The sequence below is a fragment of the Solwaraspora sp. WMMD406 genome (genome assembly GCF_029626025.1).
GTDB lineage: Bacteria > Actinomycetota > Actinomycetes > Mycobacteriales > Micromonosporaceae > Micromonospora_E.
On record NZ_JARUBF010000001.1, the window covers coordinates 6,577,885 to 6,598,267 of the forward strand.

General features: G+C 69.7%; 22 protein-coding genes. 14 read left to right on the plus strand and 8 right to left on the minus strand.

Annotated elements, in window-relative coordinates:
• Positions 1-184: 184 nt before the first annotated feature.
• A complete protein-coding gene (locus tag O7632_RS29445) occupies positions 185-454 on the minus strand; it encodes a hypothetical protein (protein ID WP_278119049.1) in 270 nt (89 codons plus the stop codon).
• Between the two features lie 100 nt (positions 455-554).
• Here O7632_RS29445 and O7632_RS29450 point away from each other — a divergent pair, with 100 nt between their 5' ends.
• On the plus strand, positions 555-1,322 hold the full coding sequence (locus O7632_RS29450; RefSeq protein ID WP_278119051.1) for a hypothetical protein: 768 nt from the start codon (positions 555-557) through the stop codon (positions 1,320-1,322).
• A gap of 68 nt (positions 1,323-1,390) precedes the next feature.
• Here O7632_RS29450 and O7632_RS29455 read toward each other — a convergent pair whose 3' ends face one another.
• Together O7632_RS29455 and mshA are read right to left on the minus strand one after the other, a co-directional pair.
• Complete coding sequence (locus O7632_RS29455; protein WP_278119053.1) at positions 1,391-1,906, minus strand: YbjN domain-containing protein; 516 nt, start codon at positions 1,904-1,906, stop codon at positions 1,391-1,393.
• Positions 1,907-2,034: 128 nt separating this feature from the next.
• The gene (gene mshA / locus O7632_RS29460; RefSeq protein WP_278119054.1) at positions 2,035-3,402 is read right to left on the minus strand and encodes a D-inositol-3-phosphate glycosyltransferase; all 1,368 of its coding nucleotides are present in this window, start codon (positions 3,400-3,402) and stop codon (positions 2,035-2,037) included.
• A 215-nt stretch (positions 3,403-3,617) separates the two neighbouring features.
• Here mshA and O7632_RS29465 point away from each other — a divergent pair, with 215 nt between their 5' ends.
• A complete protein-coding gene (locus O7632_RS29465) occupies positions 3,618-4,388 on the plus strand; it encodes an SDR family oxidoreductase (protein ID WP_278119056.1) in 771 nt (256 codons plus the stop codon).
• 131 nt (positions 4,389-4,519) lie between these two features.
• On the plus strand, positions 4,520-5,302 hold the full coding sequence (locus tag O7632_RS29470) for a class I SAM-dependent methyltransferase (protein WP_278120506.1): 783 nt from the start codon (positions 4,520-4,522) through the stop codon (positions 5,300-5,302).
• A gap of 15 nt (positions 5,303-5,317) precedes the next feature.
• On the opposite strand, the gene O7632_RS29475 is transcribed toward O7632_RS29470, so the two are convergent.
• On the minus strand, positions 5,318-6,439 hold the full coding sequence (locus O7632_RS29475; protein WP_278119058.1) for a UDP-N-acetylmuramate dehydrogenase: 1,122 nt from the start codon (positions 6,437-6,439) through the stop codon (positions 5,318-5,320).
• Positions 6,440-6,508: 69 nt separating this feature from the next.
• On the opposite strand from O7632_RS29475, the gene O7632_RS29480 reads away from it, so the two are divergent.
• The 6 genes from O7632_RS29480 (at position 6,509) to O7632_RS29505 (ending at position 13,187) form a co-directional block, all read left to right on the plus strand.
• On the plus strand, positions 6,509-7,270 hold the full coding sequence (locus O7632_RS29480) for a maleylpyruvate isomerase N-terminal domain-containing protein (protein WP_278119060.1): 762 nt from the start codon (positions 6,509-6,511) through the stop codon (positions 7,268-7,270).
• 205 nt (positions 7,271-7,475) lie between these two features.
• On the plus strand, positions 7,476-8,783 hold the full coding sequence (locus tag O7632_RS29485; protein WP_278119062.1) for an extracellular solute-binding protein: 1,308 nt from the start codon (positions 7,476-7,478) through the stop codon (positions 8,781-8,783).
• A gap of 98 nt (positions 8,784-8,881) precedes the next feature.
• Entirely contained in the window at positions 8,882-9,796 is a 915-nt protein-coding gene (locus O7632_RS29490; protein WP_278120508.1) for a sugar ABC transporter permease, read from the plus strand.
• Between the two features lie 156 nt (positions 9,797-9,952).
• Entirely contained in the window at positions 9,953-10,726 is a 774-nt protein-coding gene (locus O7632_RS29495; protein ID WP_278120509.1) for a carbohydrate ABC transporter permease, read from the plus strand.
• Positions 10,727-10,746: 20 nt separating this feature from the next.
• On the plus strand, positions 10,747-12,120 hold the full coding sequence (locus tag O7632_RS29500) for a GH1 family beta-glucosidase (RefSeq protein WP_278120510.1): 1,374 nt from the start codon (positions 10,747-10,749) through the stop codon (positions 12,118-12,120).
• 50 nt (positions 12,121-12,170) lie between these two features.
• Positions 12,171-13,187, plus strand: coding sequence for a LacI family DNA-binding transcriptional regulator (locus tag O7632_RS29505; RefSeq protein ID WP_278119064.1), 1,017 nt, complete (start codon positions 12,171-12,173; stop codon positions 13,185-13,187).
• Positions 13,188-13,449: 262 nt separating this feature from the next.
• On the opposite strand, the gene O7632_RS29510 is transcribed toward O7632_RS29505, so the two are convergent.
• Positions 13,450-15,159 (minus strand): 5-guanidino-2-oxopentanoate decarboxylase, encoded by a 1,710-nt coding sequence (locus O7632_RS29510; protein ID WP_278119066.1) that lies wholly within the window; start codon positions 15,157-15,159, stop codon positions 13,450-13,452.
• A gap of 180 nt (positions 15,160-15,339) precedes the next feature.
• Between O7632_RS29510 and O7632_RS29515 the strand changes: the two genes are divergently transcribed.
• The 5 genes from O7632_RS29515 (at position 15,340) to O7632_RS29535 (ending at position 18,465) form a co-directional block, all read left to right on the plus strand.
• A complete protein-coding gene (locus O7632_RS29515; RefSeq protein ID WP_278119067.1) occupies positions 15,340-15,831 on the plus strand; it encodes an NUDIX domain-containing protein in 492 nt (163 codons plus the stop codon).
• A 182-nt stretch (positions 15,832-16,013) separates the two neighbouring features.
• Entirely contained in the window at positions 16,014-16,262 is a 249-nt protein-coding gene (locus O7632_RS29520) for an Arc family DNA-binding protein (protein ID WP_278119068.1), read from the plus strand.
• On the plus strand, positions 16,259-16,684 hold the full coding sequence (locus tag O7632_RS29525; protein ID WP_278119069.1) for a type II toxin-antitoxin system VapC family toxin: 426 nt from the start codon (positions 16,259-16,261) through the stop codon (positions 16,682-16,684). The genes O7632_RS29520 and O7632_RS29525 overlap by 4 nt, the downstream gene beginning before the upstream one ends.
• A gap of 141 nt (positions 16,685-16,825) precedes the next feature.
• On the plus strand, positions 16,826-17,923 hold the full coding sequence (locus O7632_RS29530) for an XRE family transcriptional regulator (RefSeq protein ID WP_278119071.1): 1,098 nt from the start codon (positions 16,826-16,828) through the stop codon (positions 17,921-17,923).
• The gene (locus O7632_RS29535) at positions 17,920-18,465 is read left to right on the plus strand and encodes a nucleotide-binding protein (RefSeq protein ID WP_278119073.1); all 546 of its coding nucleotides are present in this window, start codon (positions 17,920-17,922) and stop codon (positions 18,463-18,465) included. Before O7632_RS29530 ends, O7632_RS29535 begins: the two co-directional genes overlap by 4 nt.
• Positions 18,466-18,604: 139 nt before the next feature.
• Here O7632_RS29535 and O7632_RS29540 read toward each other — a convergent pair whose 3' ends face one another.
• The 3 genes from O7632_RS29540 to O7632_RS29550 form a co-directional block, all read right to left on the minus strand.
• Positions 18,605-18,778, minus strand: a complete 174-nt coding sequence (locus O7632_RS29540; protein ID WP_278119074.1) for a type II toxin-antitoxin system prevent-host-death family antitoxin — start codon at positions 18,776-18,778, stop codon at positions 18,605-18,607.
• 531 nt (positions 18,779-19,309) lie between these two features.
• The gene (locus tag O7632_RS29545) at positions 19,310-19,504 is read right to left on the minus strand and encodes a DUF397 domain-containing protein (RefSeq protein WP_278119075.1); all 195 of its coding nucleotides are present in this window, start codon (positions 19,502-19,504) and stop codon (positions 19,310-19,312) included.
• Complete coding sequence (locus tag O7632_RS29550; protein ID WP_278119077.1) at positions 19,495-20,271, minus strand: helix-turn-helix transcriptional regulator; 777 nt, start codon at positions 20,269-20,271, stop codon at positions 19,495-19,497. The genes O7632_RS29545 and O7632_RS29550 overlap by 10 nt, the downstream gene beginning before the upstream one ends.
• Positions 20,272-20,383 lie beyond the last annotated feature (112 nt).

Genomic DNA, 20,383 nt, shown 5'->3' on the forward strand with positions numbered 1-20,383 from the left:
CCGAACACACGGACCGAACCGGTCCGGTGGCCCCCGGCCATTCCGGGCCTCAGCGCGTAGGACAACCGTAGTTCTTCAGACTTCCCGTACACAACCTGAATTGGTTGTACCGCCAATCACATCATCCGACGGATCGGACAGGTTTGGCGACCGATCACACCTGCGCGTAGCGAAAAATGTACGCTCAGGCATCCTCGCGGTCGGGAGATTCGAGTCTGAAGAAATTGCTCTGCGTACCGTCGGTGCGCTGTTCCTGATAGATGAAGTTCAGCCGACGCTGATCGAACGTCGCAAACCACTCATTCCAGGTGATCGGTCGGAGGTTCGCCCCACCGTAACCGGGAAAGTCGATCCGCAGCACGCTCGGCCGCCCGTCGCGGGGCGTACCGACCGTCGCGGGCTGACCGCCCCGAGCCTCGGCCCACTGCCGGATTGCCTGGTGATCGGTGGTCACCAGGCTGCGCCCGGCGCGTTCCGCGTGCTCCTGTGGCCCGGCGATCCGCTGCGCGTACCGGAGCGAACGCGACGACGATTCACCCGTACGGATCGTGCCGGTGCCGGACGGAGACGACCGAGCCGTACCGGACGCACCCTTCGCGGATGATCGACCATTCTTCGCGCCGCTCGTCCGGTTTCCTGCTGATGTGGTGCCCTTCCGGGCGGACGGAGCGCTCCCGCTGCCCGACGGGGCGCTCTTTCTCGCCGACGAGGTGCTCTTGCTGGCCGATGGGCTGCTCTTGCGAGCCGACCCGGTGCCCGCGCGCGGACTGGCCGAGCTCTTTCCGGCGCTCGACGCGCTCTTGCGGGCCGGTGACGTGCTCTTGCCGGCGCTCGACGCGCTCTTGCGGGCCGACGGCGCGCTCTTGCGGGCCGACGAGGCCGCGCGCCCCCGAGCCGGCGTGGCGCTCTGCCGGGCCGACGGCGATCCGGCCCGGGGACGGGCCGCCTGCTGGGCCCGGGCCGGAGTGCCCCGGCGCATCGACCGAGCCAACGACTTGATCAGATCGCCCTTGCGCAGATTGGAGGTGCCGGTCACCCCACGCCTGCGCAGCTGCGCGCGCAGCTCGTCGACCCGCAGATGGCTCAGGTCGCTCTCCCTGATGGTGCCGTTCGCCGGCCGGATCGTCGCGGTCGCGGAACGGCTGCCCGTACCCCCGGAACGGCTGTTCGCGGCGCGCGACGAGCCGCTCGACCCACGCGACCGCGTGCGGGCCGACTGCGTACGTCCGGCCTGGCTACCGGCACGCTGGTCGCGTCCGCTCGACGCGGCACTACCACGGCGGGTCTTGGCTTGTTGTGGCATGGTCTGCTCACTCCCTTGACAGTCTCCCTGTTGGGGGGCGGCCGGTGACGGTTACGCCACCAATGCGAGCAGTACCCTGCTGGTCCTTTACAAACCCGGATCTTTCGGCTGTGCGGTCTCGAAAAGGTGCGCGAAGGCGGCAAGGTTCGTCAGCGATTCTCCCCGCTTCACTCGCCATTCCCACTCACGACGGATTGCCGTACCGAACCCGATCTCCAGCATGGTGTCGAATGATTCGTCGGCATAGGTGAGCACCGAGCCGAGAATCCGGTCCAGCTCATCCTCGGTCATCCCCGACAGCCCGACGCGTCCGGTGAGGTACACGTCACCCGCGGCGTCGACGGAAAACGCGACGACGTACATCCGGGCGTTGCGTCGCAACAGCCAGGTCCACAACTCCTCGCGCCGCTCGTCCGGTTGGCGCATGACGAACGCCTCGATCCGCAGCGCGTGCTCGCCGACAATCAGATTGCAGACCGTCTTCAACTTCCGCGTGCCCGGCAGGGTCACCGAGTACGAGAACTCTCCGGTGGTTTCCCACTCCAGCTCGCGGTCGGCGCAGACCGACTCGATCAGCCTCGCCACCTCGGCCCGTTCGCTCATGCTTCTCCCTCACCGAGGTGCCCGCTTGTCTCGGGTGCCTAGCTTCTCCCGCTGGCGGAGATGCCGTCAGTCGGGCCGATCAGCACGTCCGTCGGCGGGTCCCGTCAGCGGGTCCGTCAGCGGGTCCGTCAGCCGACACTCGCCGTCAGCGCGTCGGCCTGGCGGCGCAGTTCGGCGGCGACGGCTGCCCGATGTGCGCACACCGCCTCACCGTAAACGGTCAACAGGCCGGCCGCAGTGCGAGCCCAGGAGAACTGCCGGGCGTGCCGCACCGCGCCGAGGCTCAGCCTTCGACGCAGCCGGGGCGTTCCGAGCAGGTTGCCGATCGCCGCCGCCCAATCGTCCGGATCGTGTCCGTCGACCAGGACGCCGCTGCGCCCGTCCCGCACCGCGGTGATCAGGCCACCCACCGCAGCGGCGACCACCGGCGTGCCGCAGGCCTGGGCCTCCAGCGCGACCAGGCCGAAGGACTCGTTGTACGACGGCACCGCGACCAGGTCGGCGGCCTGGAACAGTGCCGGCAGGTCCGGCCCGCCCAGCGGCGGGAGAAAGCGCACCAGGTCGTCGATGCCGAGGCTGCGGGCCAGCTCGATCAGCGCGCTCGGCCGGTCCAGGCCGGTGCCGCTCGGGCCACCGGCGATCACCACGGTCAGGTCGGCGGCGGTCCCCGGGTCACGCCTGCGCAGCGCGGACACCGCACGCAGCAGCACATCCGGGGCCTTCAACGGCTGGATCCGGCCGACGAACGCGATCAGGTGACCCTGTTCCGGCAGGCCGAACCGGCGGCGCCCGGCCAACCGGGCGGCGGCCTCCTGACCGGCCACGGCCGGCCGAAACCGGTCGAGGTCGACGCCGGGCTCGACCACACTGACCCGGTCGGCTCCGGCCCCGTACCAGTCGATCAGCTCGCCGGCTTCGGTCCGGGTGTTGGCCACCAGGTGATCGGCCTCGGCCACCACCTGTTCCTCGCCGACGATCCGGGCGGCGGGTTCGGGGCGGTCACCGTCGGCGAGACGGGCGTTCTTCACCTTGGCGAGGGTGTGCGCGGTGTGCACCAACGGCACGCCCCAACGCTCCTTCGCCAGCCAGCCCACCTGGCCGGAAAGCCAGTAGTGGGAGTGGATCAGATCGTAGTAGCCGGGTGCCCGCGCGGCCTCGGCTCGCAGCACACCGGCGGTGAAGGCACAGAGCTGAGCCGGCAGATCCTCCTTGGGCAACGGCTCCAACGGTCCGGAGATCACCTGTCGCACCCGTACGCCCGGCGCCATCTCCACCACCGGCGGTACGCCGCCCGCCGTCGCTCGGGTGAAGATTTCCACGTCGACGCCGGCCTCGGCCAACCGCCGGGACACCTCGACGATGTAGACGTTCATGCCGCCAGCGTCACCAGTGCCCGGTTGGTCCAGCGGCGAGGTGTGCACCGACAGGGTCGCGATCCGGCGGGGTACCGGCCATTGTTGCGACGTCCGCCGCCCGGCCTCGCCAACCTGCACCACGTCCGCTCCCTTTTCGCCCGACTCCGCGACGCTCGACTCGGGCTTCGCCCGGCTCCGGCTTCGCTCGACACCGTGACAGCCACCGGCAGCAACCGAAACGACCAGTCACATCTTCCCGATCAGATGCGCGGCATGCCCAACTCAGGCCCCATCGAGGTGACGCACCTCTCCCGGCTGCCCGCCGCGCCGGTTCCGCCGACGGCGACAATGGCGGCATGAAGCCGATTGCCATCGTCACCGGAGCGTCCAGCGGGATCGGCGCGGCCAGCGCCCGCCGGCTGGCCGCCGAAGGATTCCACGTGCTCGCCGCCGCCCGCCGTGCCGACCGGCTGGCCGAACTTGTCGCCGGGATCACCAGCGCTGGCGGATCCGCCACCGCGACGACCTGCGACGTCACCGACGACGACTCGGTCGCCGCGCTCGCCCGCGTCGCCGACGAACTGCCCGACGCGGTGACGCTGCTGGTGAACAACGCCGGCGGGGCGCGCGGTCTGGATCCGATCGAGTCCGGCTCGGTCGACGACTGGCGCTGGATGTACGAGGTGAACGTGCTCGGCACCCTACGGGTCACCCAGGCGCTGCTACCCGCCCTCGAAGCCAGCGGCACCGGGACCGTGCTGGTCATCGGCTCGACCGCCGGTCAGACCGTCTACGAGGGCGGCGGCGGCTACACCGCGGCCAAGCACGGGCAGACCGCGCTGGCCGAGACGCTGCGGTTGGAGCTGTGCGGCCGGCCGGTCCGGGTGATCGAGATCGACCCGGGCATGGTCCGCACCGACGAGTTCAGCCTGCTGCGCTTCGGCGGTGACGCGGCCCGCGCCGACCAGGTCTACGCCGGGGTCGCACAGCCACTGGTCGCCGAGGACATCGCCGACTGCGTCGCCTGGTGCGCCACCCGCCCGCACCACGTCAACATCGACCGGCTGGTGGTCCGCCCGTTGGCGCAGGCGGCGCAGCACAAGGTGCACCGGGTGTCGACCGGGTGAGACCGGTCGATGGCCCATCGCCACCCGGCGGCTTCGGCCCTGTCGCCGGCCTGTCGCCAGGCGGCGGCTTCCGGCCAGGCGGCGGTCGGCCGGCCGGCGGCGGTCGGCCGGCCGGCGGCCAACCGTTCGGGGTGATCACCCGGGGCACCACGCACCCCAACCGACTGCGCCGGGTGGACCGGTGGATCGCCGACCGGTGCGGGTCGGTGGTCGCCGACGCGGCCGATCCACTCGTGGTGGACCTCGGCTTCGGCGCCAGCCCGGTGACCACGGTGGAGCTCTGGGACCGGCTGCGGGCCATGATCCGCCCGGACGTACGGGTGGTCGGGCTGGAGATCGACCCGGCCCGGGTGGCCGACGCCGCCCCGGCCGCCGTACCACCGCGCCTCACCTTCGCCAGAGGCGGCTTCGAGCTGGCCGGGCTGCGGCCGGTGCTGGTCCGCGCGTTCAACGTGCTGCGCCAGTACGCCGAGGAGGAGGTCGCCGCCGCGTGGTCGACGATGAGTGACGCGCTCGCCCCGGGCGGGATGCTGGTCGAGGGCACCTGCGACGAGCTGGGCCGGATCGCCAGCTGGGTGCTGGTCGACCGGTCCGGTCCCCGGTCGCTGACCGTGGCGGCCCGGCTGGCCGTGCTGGCCGACCCGGACGTGCCCGGTCCGGCGGTGCTCGCCGAACGTCTGCCGAAGGCGTTGATCCATCGCAACGTGCCGGGCGAAGGTGTCCACGCGCTGCTGCGGGCGCTGGACGACGGCTGGCATGCGGCGGCCGGCTACGCACCGTACGGGCCACGGCAGCGCTGGCTGCGGGCGGTGGCGGCGGTCACCGACGCCGGTTGGCCGGTGCTGGACCGGCCGGCGCGATGGCGGCTCGGCGAACTGACCGTGCCCTGGTCGGCCGTCGCACCCGCCGACTGAGCCGGGCCGGGGCGGTCAGTCGAGGGCGCAGTTGACCAGGATCGGCTCGGGACGCAGCTCGACGCCGAACCGGTCACCCACCCCGGCACGGATCGTCCGCGCCAGGTCGAGCAGTCCGGCGGTGGTGCCGCCGCCCCGGTTGGTCAACGCCAACGTGTGTTTGCTGGAGATCGCGACCGGCGCGTCCGGGCCGGGGAAGCCCTTGCCGAACCCGGCCCGGTCGATCAGCCAGGCGGCGCTGACCTTGAGTGATCCGTCCGCGCCCGGCCAGGCCGCCGGCTCGCCCGCACCATCGACGGTGGCGGCCCGGGCCCGGAACACCCGTGCGGCGGTGGCGTCCAGCACCGGGTTGGTGAAGAAGGATCCCACCGAACGGGTGTCCGGATCGGTCGGGTCGAGCACCATGCCCTTGCCGGCCCGTAGCCGCAGCACGGCGGACCGCGCTTCGGTCAGCGGCACCCGGTCGTCCGGGTCGGCACCGATGGCGCGGGCCAGTTCGGCGTACCGGATCGGGGTGGACAGCTCGCTTCGGACCAGCCGGAAGTCGACGGCGAGCACCAGGTAGCGGTCGTTGCGTTTGAACAGACTGTCCCGGTAGGCGAAGCGACAGTCGGCGGCCGACAGGGCGTACCGGGAGTCGGTGAGCCGGTCGTGGACGTGCACCGCCCGGACGGTCTCGGCGACTTCCTGGCCGTACGCGCCGACGTTCTGGATCGGGGTGGCGCCGGCCGCGCCGGGAATGCCGGACAGGCATTCCACGCCGGACCAGCCGTTCGCGACGGTGGTCGCCACCAGGTCGTCCCACGGTTCGCCGGCCTCGACCCGGATGGTGACGGTGGCCGGTCCGTCGACGGTCGCCGGTTCCTCGCCGATCACCCGGACGCCTCGGGTACGGACCAGCACGGCGGTGCCGGGGAACCCGTCGTCGCCGATCACCACGTTGCTACCGCCGCCGAGCACCAGCACCGGGGTGCGGCGCTGACCGGCGGCGCGCACCGCCCCGACCAGGTCGTCGACGGTGTGGGCTTCGACGAGTCGATCGGGCGGACCGCCGAGAGCGAGCGTGGTATAGCGTGCCAACGGCGTGAGGGCCGTTGGTCGGTCAGCGGATGGCGCATGGGCACTAACGTCAGGCACGCTGTTCACCCTAGGCTGGAAACCAACCGCGCCATGCCACTGGCTGTCGGCTCGACCCGGAGGATCGCGATGAGCAGGCTGCACGGCACCAAGGACTTCTGGCTCGGCGCGCTGCGTGCGGAAGGCCCCGCTTTCCGTACGGCGGTCGCCGAGGCACCACTGGATTCGCCGGTGCCGTCCTGCCCGGACTGGACCGTGCTGGAGCTGGTGCACCATCTGGGTGCGGTGTACGCGTGGGTCCGGGAACACGTGGTGCGGGGCGTCACCGAGCCGCCGGCGGGCCGGTCGGACATGACTGGTCGGCCGACCGGTGACGAGGCGCTCGTCTGGTGGCAGCAGGAGTTCGACGCGTTGGTCAACCTGTTGGACGGGCTCGATCCCGAGTTGCCGGCGTGGAACTGGGCGCCGCAGGCCAAAAAGGCGGTGTTCTGGTCCCGCCGAGTGGCCCACGAGACGGCGGTACACCGGTGGGACGCGCAGACGGCGATCGTCGGGGTGGAGCCGATCGAGACGAAGCTCGCCGTGGACGGGATCAGCGAGGTGCTGGACACCTGGCTTCCCGGGGGTCGGGGGCGTGGTCCACGGCCTGCGTACGGGGTGGTGCATCTCGTCGCCACCGACGCCGAGCAGGAGTGGTACGTGCGGTTGCGCGGCGAGGGCATGGCGTTGCTGGACACCGACACGATCCTGGATTCCGACGACCACCACACCCGGACCGTCGCCACCGGCACCGCCAGTGATCTGGTGCTCGGGCTCTGGGGTCGGATCAGGTTCGACATGCTGGAGGTCTCCGGCGACGCGGCGCTGCTCGATTCGCTGCGCACCGGCTGACCCGATCGTCGATCTCGGTTGACCGGCTGGTGTCGGTAACACCCCGGCAACTTTCTGAGAGCGCTCTCTTGACATTACGTCGGCTCAGGTCCCACTCTCGTGAGAGCGCTCTCACGGACTGGGGTCCGACCAGTCCGAAGCGCGGAATCACCGGCAACCACCGCACCCCACCATACCTGGACCTGGACCTGAGAGGGGTCATTCCATGGGCGCAAATCGATCTCGTCGCCGACTGGCGGTCGCGACCGCGGCGGCCGTCAGCGTGCTCGCCGCCGTCGCCGCCTGCGGCGGCGACGAAGCCAGCGACGACGGCACCATCACCCTCACCGTCGACGTGTTCGGCCAGTTCGGCTACGAAGAGCTCTACCGGCAGTACGAAGCCGACAACCCCGGCATCAAGATCGTCGAACGGGGCACCGGCACCAACCTCGACGAATACTCCCCCAAGCTGACCCAGTGGCTGGCCGCCGGCAAGGGCGCCGGTGACGTCGTCGCCATCGAAGAAGGCCTGCTGATCGAGTACAAGGCCAACCCGCAGAACTTCGTCAACCTGCTCGACCACGGCGCCGCCGAACTCGAAGGCAACTTCCTGCCGTGGAAGTGGGACCAGGCGCTCACCGCCGACGGCAGCCAACTGATCGGTCTCGGCACCGACGTCGGCGGCATGGCCATGTGCTACCGCACCGACCTGTTCGAAGCCGCCGGGCTGCCCACCGACCGCGACGAGGTCTCCGCGCTCTGGCCGACCTGGGAGGACTACATCTCGGTCGGCGAGCGGTTCGTCGAGGCCGACACCGGCGCGTCGTTCCTGGACGCGGCGACCCAGACGTTCAACACGATCGTGCTGCAGACCGCCGGCGCCGCCGAGGGCTACCACTACTACGACTTGGACGACAACCTCGTCGTCGACACCAACCCAGCCGTCAAGGACGCCTGGGACATCACCATGGACATCATCGACTCGGACCTGTCCGGCAAGTACGGCGCCTGGTCCGACGAGTGGGTGGCCGCGTTCAAGCAGGCCAAGTTCGCCACCATCGCCTGCCCCGCCTGGATGACCGGGGTCATCGAAGGCAACGCCGGCCCGGAGGCGGCCGGCAAGTGGGACATCGCCAAGGTGCCCGGCGACGGCGGCAACTGGGGTGGCTCGCACCTGGCGGTGCCGGCGCAGAGCGAGCACCAGGAGGAAGCCGTCAAGCTGGTGAAGTTCCTGACCAGCCCGGAAGGCCACATCGGGGCGTTCGAGGCCAAGGGCCCGCTGCCGTCGTCGCCGCAGGCGCTCGACGACCCGGCGATCCTGGAAGCCGGCAGCGCGTACTTCAACGACGCCCCGATCGGGCAGATCTTCGGTGAGGGCGCCAAGAACCTGAAGCCGGTCTACATGGGCCCGAAGAACCAGGCGGTCCGCACCGAGGTGGAGAACGCCGTCCGCACGGTCGAGCTGGGCCAGCGTACGCCGGCCGAAGGCTGGACCGACGCGGTGAACAACGCCAAGACGGCGGCCGAGAAGTGACCGGGGGCCGGGTGGCGCAGGTCGAGCCGGAGCAGCCGGCCGCCGACGCCACCCGGCCGGCCCGGCGACAGCCGAAGCCGCCACCGGCGCGGCCCCGGCTGTGGCTGGCCCGGCTGGACACCAAAGCCTCGCCGTACCTGTACATCGCGCCGTTCTTCGTGCTCTTCGCGATCTTCGGCGCCTACCCGCTGGGCTACACGTTCTGGGTGTCGCTGCACGACTGGGACCTGCTCGCCGCCGAACATCCCTTCGTCGGGTTCGACAACTACAGCCGGCTGCTCGGCGACGGCGACTTCTGGAACTCGGTGCTCAACACCCTGGGCATCTTCGTCATCTCGACGGTGCCGCAGCTGCTGCTGGCACTGTGGCTGGCGCACCTGCTCAACCGGCAACTGCGGGCCCGTACGTCGTTCCGGATGAGCATCCTGATCCCGAACATCACCTCGACGGCGGCCGTGGCGATCGTCTTCGGCCAGTTGTTCAGCCGCGAATTCGGCATGATCAACTGGGCGTTGGACCTCATCGGAATCGACGCCATCGACTGGCGCAACAACCGGATCGGCGCGTGGGTCGCCATCTCGACCATGGTCGACTGGCGGTGGACCGGCTACAACGCGTTGATCTTCCTGGCCGCGATGCAGTCCATACCGAAGGACCTGTACGAGTCGGCGTCGATCGACGGCGCCAGCCCGGTCCGGCAGTTCTGGTCGATCACCGTCCCGATGCTGCGACCCACCATCGTCTTCTGCGTCATCATCTCCACCATCGGCGGGCTGCAACTGTTCACCGAGCCGCTGCTGTTCAACTCCGGCCCCAACCCGATCCGGGGCGGGCCGCTGCGCGAATCGCAGACCATGACCATGTACATGTTCGAAAACGCGTTCGCGCCGCACTTCAACTTCGGTTACGGCTCGGCGATCGCCTGGATGCTGTTCGCCCTGATCGTCGTCATCTCGCTGATCAACGTGCTGGTGATCCGCCGGCTCGGCAACAGCACCCGGAAGGAGGACTGACCCATGGTCAACGCGACGCCGCCGGCCCCCGTACCGCCGGGCGCTGTCACCCCCGGTCGGGTGGCCGGCCGACGCGGCCGGCCCGGACCGGGTGCCAGCACCCACCTGTGGAGCGCCAGCAGACTGACGTACGCCACCTTGATCGTCGCCGGGCTGATGTCGATCTTCCCGATCTACTGGATGTTCGTGGTCGCCACCCGGTCCAGCGACGCCATGGGGCAGATCCCGCCGCCGCTCACCCCCGGCGGTAACCTGCCCGGCAACATCGAGAACCTGTTCAACAACCCGGACGCCTACTTCCTCACCGGCATGATCAACTCGGCGATCGTCGCCGGCACCGTCACCTTCTCCGTGGTGCTGTTCTCGTCGTTGGCCGGGTTCGCCTTCGCCAAACTGCGGTTCAAGGGCTCCAACGCCCTCCTGCTGGTGATCATCGCGACGATGATGGTGCCGACCCAGCTCGGCGTCATCCCGCTCTACATGCTGATGACCCGGCTCGACTGGAACGACCGGCTCGCCGCGGTGATCGTCCCGGCGCTGGTCACCGGCTTCGGGGTGTTCCTGATGCGCCAGTACGCCAGCCAGGCGGTCAGCACCGAGCTGATCGAGGCGGCCCGGATGGACGGGTGCTCCACGCTGAGGATCTACTGGAACGTGGTGCTGCCGGCGCTGCGCCCGGCCGCCGCCGTCCTCGGCCTGCTCACCTTCATGACCATGTGGAACGACTTCCTCTGGCCGTACGCGGTGCTCAACGATCCGGAGAACCCGACCGTCCAGCTGTCGCTGCGGGCCCTGTCCAACGGCTACTACAACGACATGTCGCAGGTCTTCACCGGTACGGCGCTCGCTACCCTGCCACTACTGATCGTGTTCCTCATTTTCGGCCGTCAGATCATCGGCGGCATCATGGAAGGTGCTGTCAAGGCGTGACGAACTCAAGTGAGCCGACCGTGAACGGACCCGTACGGTTCCCCGACTCGTTCATCTGGGGCGCGGCGACCGCGTCGTACCAGATCGAGGGCGCGGCCCGCGACGACGGACGCGGCCCGTCGATCTGGGACACCTTCTGCCGTACGCCGGGCAAGGTGCACGCCGGGCACACCGGTGACGTGGCCTGCGACCACTACCACCGCTACCGCGACGACGTGGCGTTGATGGCCGAGCTCGGACTGCACACCTACCGGTTCTCGATCGCCTGGCCGCGGATCCAGCCGGACGGCACCGGCCCGGTCAACCCGCGCGGGCTGGACTTCTACGACCGGCTCGTCGACGAGCTGCGCGGACGGGGCATCGAACCGGTCGTCACCCTCTACCACTGGGATCTGCCGCAGACCCTGGAGGACCGGGGCGGCTGGACCAGCCGGGAGACCGCCGAGGCATTCGCCGGGTACGCCCGGGCCGTGCACGCCCGGCTCGGCGACCGGGTCCAGACGTGGACCACGCTCAACGAGCCGTGGTGCTCGGCGTACCTCGGCTACGGGGCCGGGGTGCACGCCCCCGGGCGCGCCGATCCGGCCGCCGCCTTCCAGGCCGTACACCATCTGCTGCTCGGCCACGGCCTGGCCAACCAGGCGCTGCGCGCGGCCGGGGTGTCGACCGTCGGGATCACCGTCAACCCGACGGCGGCGTTCCCGGCCGATCCGACCAGCGACGCCGACGCGAAGGCCGTGGAACTGGTCGAGGATCTGCAGAACCGGATCTTCCTCGATCCGATCCTGCGCGGCGGCTACCCGCAGCGGATCCTGGACCACGTGAGCCGGTTCACCAACCTGGACCACATCCGCGACGGCGACGAGAAGATCATCGCGGAGCCGATCGACCTGCTCGGCATCAACTACTACGCCCCCGCCTACCTGGCGGCCCGCGACGGGGCGCCCGGCGGCGGCGGGGTGTTCCCCGGCACCGAGGGCATCGAGTTCGTCGCCCCGGAGCCGCCGCTGACCGACATGGGGTGGCAGATCCAGCCGTCCGGGTTGACCGCGCTGCTGACCAGACTGGGACGGGACTATCCGGGCGTACCGCTGATCATCACGGAGAACGGCGCCGCGTTCCCCGACCAGCTCGCCGCCGACGGCGACCGGGTCGACGACAGCGACCGGGTCGCCTACCTGGACGGGCACCTGCGGGCCGCGCACGCCGCGATCGCCGCCGGGGTCGACCTGCGCGGATACCTCGTCTGGTCGCTGCTGGACAACTTCGAGTGGGCGTACGGCTACGCCAAGCGATTCGGCATCGTGTACGTGGATTACCTGACCCAGCGGCGGGTGCCGAAGGCCAGCGCGCGGTGGTACCAAGAAGTGATCCGCCGCAACGGCATCGGCTGAGTCGTTGTCGTTCACGTAGGTGGCGGGACCTTGACAGACGGGGAGCAGGCGTGCGCGAGGCCAGGGAACGTCCGACGCTGGAGGCGGTGGCCCGCCGGGCCGGCGTGTCCCGGGCCACCGTCTCCCGGGTGGTGAACGGCTCCACCACCGTCGCCGGACCGATCCAGGACGCGGTCCGGCGGGCGGTCCAGGAGCTGGGGTACGTCCCCAACCTGGCCGCCCGCAGCCTGGTCACCCAGCGCACCGACTCGATGGGGCTGATCCTGCCCGAGACCGCCACCCGGGTCTTCTCCGACGACCAGGTCTTCCCCGGCATCATCCAGGGCGTCAGTCAGGAACTGGAGGCCGCCGACAAGCAGCTGGTACTGATGATGGCCGGCTCGGCGAGCAGCCACGACCGGGTCGAGCGGTACGCGATGGGCCGCCACGTCGACGGCGTCATGTTCGCCTCGATCCACGGCGTCGACCCGATGCCGGGCACACTGGCCCGCAGCGGTCTGCCGGTGGTGTGCAGCGGCCGGCCGATGGGGCAGGTCAGCGCCGGAGTGCCGTTCGTCGACGTGGAAAACGAGGCCGGTGCCGAGCGCGCGGTGCGCTACCTGTTGGCGTCCGGCCGGCGGCGGGTGGCGACGATCGCCGGGCCGCAGGACATGATCGCCGGCGTGGACCGGCTGGCCGGCTACCGTACGGTGATCCGGGCGACCGGCGGCCGGTCGCTGGTCGCCACCGGCGACTTCACCCGCGACTCGGGAGCGGTCGCGATGCGTCAACTGCTCGACGACGACCCGGCGTTGGACGCGGTCTTCGTCGCCTCCGACCTGATGGCCCACGGCGCGATCCGGACGCTGCGCGCCGCCGGCCGGCGGGTACCCGAGGACGTCGCCGTCATCGGCTTCGACGACATCGAGATGGCCCGCTACATGGACCCGGCGCTGACCACCGTGCGTCAGCCGATCCAGGAAATCGGTCGGACGATGGTCCGACTGCTGCTGCGGCTGGCCGACGGCGAGTCCGTCGAACCGGCCGTGGTGTTGCCCACCGAACTCATCCGCCGCGACTCGGCCTGACGCCTCGGCGACGACGGCCCGCCGTCCACGCCACTGGTCTCGGTGGTACCGCACAGCTATCCCGGCTGCCGAAGTCGCCTATGAGGGATGGCTGGCAAGCGAGAGAAGCGCAGGGAGGCGTCATGACCGGCACCGAAGCGTGGATCAGCGCGTTCCACCTCGCCGAGGAACGCAAGCGGCTAGGCCTGACGCAACGCGAGGTCGCCGAAGCATTTTCGATTACGGCAACGATCTCCGTCAGATCGCCTAGGAATGGCACGCGTCACCGCCACTCGACGGTGTCGGCGTCCACTTCGATGACGGTGGGCCGGTCCGCGTCGAGCGCGCGACGGGTGGCGTCGACGAGGTCGTCGATGCCGGTGACCCGCACGCCGTACGCGCCGAAGGCCCGGCCGAGAAGCGCGAAGTCGGGTGTCACGAGCTCGACCCCGACCGGGGCGATGCCGGCCGCCAGCATGCCGTCCCGGATCTCGCCGAACCCGTGGTTGTTGACGACGATGACCGGTAGCGCGATCCGTTGTTCGACGGCGGTCGCGAGTTCGGCGACGGAGAACATCAACGCGCCGTCGCCGACGAGCACGACCACGGGCGCTTCCGGTCGCCCGAGCTTGGCGCCGATGCCGGCCGGGAGCCCGTACCCGAGGGTGGCGTAGATCGTCGGATAGAGCAGCCGCATCGGCGCCCGCGCGGTCCAGTGGTGGGCGGTGCCGTAGTAGGTCACCTGTGAGCTGTCGCCGGCGACGATGGTGGTGGCCGGCAGGGCGGCGCTGAGCGCCTGGTTGAGGGGTGCCCACGGCCCGGCGTCCCGGGCGGCGACGGCCGCCGACGCGTCGCGGGCCTGGCCGGCCCGCGACCGCGCCGCGTGCAGTGTGGCCGGGTTCACCGCTGCGGCGTGGTCGTCGCTCGCGAGTCGCTCGGCCAGGGCGTGCAGCGCCGCGCTGGCGTCAGCGTGCACCGCAAGCGCCGGTACGAGGTTCTTGGTCAGCGAACCGGCGTCGATGTCGATCCTGATGACGGTGCCGGGCAGCTCGGGCCGCCACCCCCACAGCTCCGCGTCGGACAGCGTGCTGCCGACGACCAGGACCGTGTCGGCAGCGGTGAGCAGTTCCTGGGCGGGCCCGAGCCGTACCGACGCACCGACCGACAGCGGATGCGTTTCGTCGAGTACGCCTTTGCCGGTGACGGTGGTGACGACGGGGGCGGCCAGCAGTTCGGCCAGGTGGCGGACTTCGCGCGCGGCACCGATGGCTCCGCGCCCCACGAGCAGGGCCGGCTGGCCCGCTGCGGCCAGCAGCTCGGCGGCGCGGGCCAGGTCGTCGGACGAGGCGGCCGGCCCTGGTGGGGGCGACGGCCGTGGCGGGTGTTGGCCGTCCCAGGCGGCGTCGAGGACATCCAGCGGCACCTCCAGGAACACCGGTCGCTGCCGGGCGGTCCGCCAGCGGGCGAACGTTTCGTGGATGACGGTCGCGGCCTGCGCGGCGCTGTCGACCCGTACGCTGCGTTCGGCCACGCCGGCCATGTGACCACGCTGGTCACGCATCTCGTGCAGGCCGCCGATGTCGGCGCCCTCCTGTCCGCGCGGCGGCCCCGGTGCGACGACGAGCAGCGGGATCGAGTCGGCGTGAGCGGTGCCGACGGCCGAGGCGATGTTGTTGACCGCCGGACCGCTGGTGACGAAGCAGACGCCGGGGTGCCCGGTGGCGCGGGCGTAGCCGTCGGCGGCGTAGCCGGCACCCTGCTCGTGGCGGGTCGTGATGTGGCGGATCGGCGTGTCCGCCAGAGCCCGGTAGAGCTCCAGGTTGTGGGTGCCCGGGATGCCGAAGACGACCTCGACGCCCTCGGCCGCCAGGGCGGAGACCACGGCGGTGCCGCCGTTGCCGGCTTGGCGCGTCTCGGTGCCGGTCCGGCCCGTCTCAGGGCCGGCCGTCGCGCCGACGCCCGTCGCCGCGACGTCGAACGGGAACATGGTCATGGTGGTCTCCCTGCGACTTCATCCGCCGCACACACTTCGGCAGCCAGTGGCCAGACGTGCTTCCCGCAGCTTGCGGTTGTGTTACGTCCTGCGGAACCAGGGCGCTGTGACCAGGTCATTCGGGTCAGCGAGCTCACGTCGGGATCGGAAGGGAGAGCGCGAGCGCCGAGAATGCTCCGCATGTCGTCGCTGAACCTGCGCCGCTCGGTCCGCGCGATCATCCTCACGTCCGACGATCACGTCCTGCTCTGTCGGCACGCCGTCACCGGCCCGCCAGCGGGATTCGTCTGGGCAGCCCTCGGCGGTGGCATCGAGAGTGGCGAGACACCACTCGCAGCGCTCCGTCGCGAATTGTGGGAAGAGGTCGGACTCGCCCTCGACGCCGCCCCGCCCCACGTATGGCATCAGGAGGTCGTCAGGCCCGGGCACCCGCCGGGCTTCGACGGCGCGATCAACGACTACTTCCTGGTCCGTACGGAGGTGTTCGTCCCACGAGGCACTATGTCCGACGACGAACTCGCCGCCGAGAACATCAGCGAACTGCGATGGTGGCCCTTACCCGACATCGTCGACTATCGCGGCCCTGACCTGTTCGGACCCCGCGACCTGGCCACACTGTTGACGGTCCTGGTCGCCGATGGCGCTCCGGCCACACCAGTGTCAATCGGCTAGGGCTTCGCTACCGGGCTGGGCCGAACCAGCGGGTCAGGGCGCCGTGCGGCCAAACTCTTCGGCCCCGAGGTGGCGCTGGCCGCCGGCGCCGAGTTCGTCGTCCCGGACTAAGTTCGCGTCACCGGAGCCAGTGCTAGCATTGCTGTCAGACCACGGACGACGCAGCGATCTGGAGCACGATGATGGCGGCTCTGAGCATCCGAGACCTGGATGATTCCGTGAAGGAGAAGCTCCGTATCCGCGCAGCTCGGCACGGTCGGTCGATGGAGGCAGAGGTCCGCGCGATCTTGACCGCAGTCGTCACTGAGGAGCCGACCCACGCGGATCTCTTCAGCGCACTCACCGAACGGTTCGCGCAACTCGGCGGCGCCGATCTGGACATCCCCGCTCGAGCCTCCCGACCCCGCGCGGCCGACTTCACCGCGCGATGATCGCCCTCGACACCAACGTCGTCTCCGAGCTCATGCGCGCCGAGCCGACGCCCTCCGTTCTTCGGTGGCTACGGCGAAACCCGGCCGGCGGCCTATACACCACGACCGTCACCGTTGCCGAGATCCGTTACGGCATCGCTCGGCTGCCGGAGGGCCGCCGCCGCGAGTCGCTACAGCAGGCCGCCAACGAGATCTTCGCGGCGTTCCCCCGCCAGGTCCTCCCTTTCGACCTGGCCGCCGCCAACGCGTACGCCGACATCGTCTCCGGCCGGGAAGGGCTCGGTAACCCGATCGACGGCTTCGACGCCCAGATCGCCGCCATCTGCCGATCCCGGGGAGCGACCCTCGCCACCCGCAACGCCAAAGACTTCCTCGACACCGGCATCACAGTCGTCGATCCGTGGCAGGAAACTGCAAGCTGAGATGGTCTCGGCGAGCCAGAGGGTCAGTACTGCCGGGATGCGGCGACGATGATCACTCACCGGCGACGAGCCCGGGAAGCCGTGGACGATTTCGTGACCTGAACGCTCCCTCGACGACCGCGATTGTTCTAAAATCGAACAGTGAGCATCGGCGAGCGGGTGGCGGCGGCCCGGGCTGCGGCTGGGCAGACCCAGGAGGACCTGGCCACCCAGGTCGGCATCCAACGCAGCGCTCTAGCCAAGATCGAAACGGGCGATCGACGGGTGTCGGCGCTTGAACTGGTGGCGATCGCTCGGACGTTGGGACGCAGCGTCGAGTGGTTCGTCGAGCCAGGGCCGCCAGCCCTCGTCTCCTACCGCCAGTCTCGGTCCGGGCTCGCGACGCAGCCCATCGACGACGAGTTGGACCGCATCGCCCGCGACGTCGAGTTCGTCATCAGCGAAAGTCCCGGCCTCGCCGACGGGCAGCCCGAGCCCTTTCCCACGCCGGCAACCATGTCGGCGGCGGACAGCCTCGCTGCCGAGGCACGCCGCCTCCTGTGGCTCGATCCCCAGGAACCCGCGCGGGATCTGTCCCGCCTGGTGACCAAAATCGGGCTACTACCCTTCTCCGTACGGTTGGGCGAAGGCGCTGACGCAGCGACCGTACTGCTGGGTGCAGGTGGGGTCAGCGTCATCAACGGCGATCAGAAGGTGGGTCGTCGCCGGCTGGCACTCGCACACGAGCTAGGGCATTACCTGGTCGCCGATCAGTACACCCTGGACTGGCGAGTGGCCGCCACCGAGGCTGATGAGATCGAGGCACGCCTGGACCGGTTCGCGCGCGCCCTGCTGCTGCCCGAGGCCGACCTACGGGAACGGTGGTCCGGGTGGTCGGCGATCCCCGATGAGGTCATGCGAGACACGGCAGTACGGGCCGGCAGCCACTATCAGGTCGACATGGCCACTCTGGCCCGCCGGTTGACCGAGCTAGGCCTTGTCGACCAAGCGGAGGCCGACAGGATTCGTACGGTCCGCACCACCAAGGCGGACATCGAGGAGAAGAACCTGCTGCCCAGCCAGGACCTGGCACCGGTGTCGTTGCCACGCAGCTACACCCGTGCGGTCCTGCGGCTCTACCGGCGCGAGGTCGTCACCCTCGACCGGGCGCTTGGTCTGCTGCTCGGCACGTTCGGCCCGGACGACCTACCCGAGCTGCCCCCGGCGAACGAGGCCGAGATCTGGGCCTTCACCTCGTGAATCCCGACCGACAGACGTACGTCCTCGACACCGGTCCGCTGAGCCATTTCGCTCGCAGCCAGTGGCTCGGCGTGTTGAAGGCGGTCCTCGCAAACGTCACCGTGGTGATACCTGACGTCGTCGAGGCCGAGCTACGCGACGGGACAGCCCGGCATAGCTACCTGCAGATGGTGCTCGACGCCGACTGGGTCGGCGTGGTCCGACTCGATCAATCAGCCCAGATCACCGCCTTCACCTACTACAAGCAGCGGCTCGTCGGATCGGACGGCAGGAACGTCGGTGAGTGCGGAGTTCTTGCCCTGGCCGAAGCCACACCCCGAGCGGTCGCCATTGTTGACGACCGAGTTGCGAGGAACGCGGCGAAGTCACGCAAGGTCGAGGTCCGCGGGACTCTGGGACTGTTGTGTGACGCGATCCGACAGGAGTTGCTCACCGTTCCGTTGGTCTCCGCGCTCGCCGATGATCTCCTGCAGAACTCGTACCGGCTGCCCTTCGGCCCAGGGGATTTCGCGAAGTGGGCCAGCGACGAAGGGCTTCTCTGACCTGCGGGCCGAGACAGCGCGTGAGGGCACTTGGTGGGACCGATCGAGCAGGCACATCAGCCGAGGTCCGGCGGCCGGGCCAGATCACGTGATGGCGCAACTTCGAACTCGACGTCGCCTTCGTTCGGGGACAACCCGATCAGGTCGACGATGTTCCGTGGCGGCCGGTCAACCGCTGGTAGTCCTCGATCGTCAGCAGCACATAACCCGGGCGACCCCGATCGGTGATGAAGACCGGCCCACTGCGAGCTGCGATCTTCGCCCGTCCCGTGTCGTGCTTGAACTCACGACTCCACACCATCGTGACGACCATTGCTACCACCTCCCAACGACCAGCAAGTAGCGATGAGGTAGCACCACCCCGGACCCGTCGCTACGACGGCATGCGCTAGAGTCCGTTCGAGTAGGACTGTGCAGTGAGGATGCCCACCTCCTTGCGCACCGAGGCTGGCAGGTCGCCGCCTCGGCGCGGAGGGAGGTAAGCGCCTATGCAGACACAAACGCAAGGCGACCCGTCGGACAGTGATCCGAAGAGGCTCAACCGACGGGTCAGCGGGCGGCAGATCTCGTGCTGAGACTGCTCAGCCTGGCGGTGCGGCTCCTGGAAGCACTAACTTCCTGGAGCGGCGGTTCGGCGTAACAGCTCGCCGAGCCTGCCCTCGTTTCAAGTTGGCGCTTGATGCGAGGGCACCGTTCACGTAAAACGGATCGTTGAACGATCCGTTATCCGCAGGGCGGAATATCCCACTCGTCGGACGTTTTGTCAACCGGGATCGGTTGACAGTGAGCTCGGCGCACTGGCTACTCGGGAGCAGGACGAGGTGTCGAGCGGGCAGTCACGAGGTCAGGGGTGGGTGGGGAGGTGGGTGACGAAAGTGGACCAGGCGGCGGGGGCGAAGGTCAGCACCGGGCCGGTCTGGTCCTTGCTGTCGCGTACCAGCACCGTGCCGGGCAGGTTGTCGGCGACCTCGACACACGCGCCACCGGCACCGTTGGACCGGGTCGACTTGCGGAAACGAGGGGTGCCGGTCAGCTCCATGTCAGCGCCGCTTTCTCGATCAGGTCGCGGGACTCCGCGATGGGCAGGGCGTGGCTACGGACATCTTCCCACACCTGTTCGAGTCGCAGCACGCGTTGCGGGTCATCGATGGGCTCGCCGCCGAAGTGGGTGTCCAGGTAGCCCACCCTCCGGCCGTGCACTGTGCCGAGCACGAATGGGCCGTTGAGCCCAGCGTACGCTCCGGCGGTCGCCGGCACGACGTGCACCATTACGTTGGGCCGGTCGCAGGCGGCGGCGAGCGCGGTCAACTGCTCCAGCATGACGTCCGGCGAGCCGACCTGCCGGTGCAGCACCGACCGGTCGAGCACCGCGACCAGGTATGCAGGGTTGTCCGCTCGGGTGATGGCCTCCTGCCGGGCCAGCCGGGAAGCGAGCGCGGTCTCGACGTCGTCGACCGGGCCGACGTCGGTGAGCAAGTGTCGGGCGTACGCCTCGGTCTGCAACAGCCCTGGCACGACGGACAGCTCGAAGTAGCGCAGGATGCTGGCCTGCGCTTCGTTTTCGGCCCACGAGCGCAGGAACGGCGCGATCGACTGCCCGCGCGCCTGAGCGGCCAGCCGCTGGATCCGGTCGCCGGTCTCGAAGACGCCGTCGAGGGCCGTGGCGATCGCCGACACCGGGATCAGCCGCCCCGACTCGTAGCTGCCGATCGACGACCCGCTCACCCCGACCAGCGCGCCGAGCTGCTCCTGCGACATCCCCCGCCCGGTCCGCTCCTTGCGGATGGCCTCCTGCAAGTCGATCATTATCCGACCCCTTATCAGATTCGTAGGAACTCTCCGACATTCCTCCGACTCCAACATCTTCCATCGGACCGGATAGATAGTCCAGGGTGGAGGGGTAGCAAGATTGAGAACG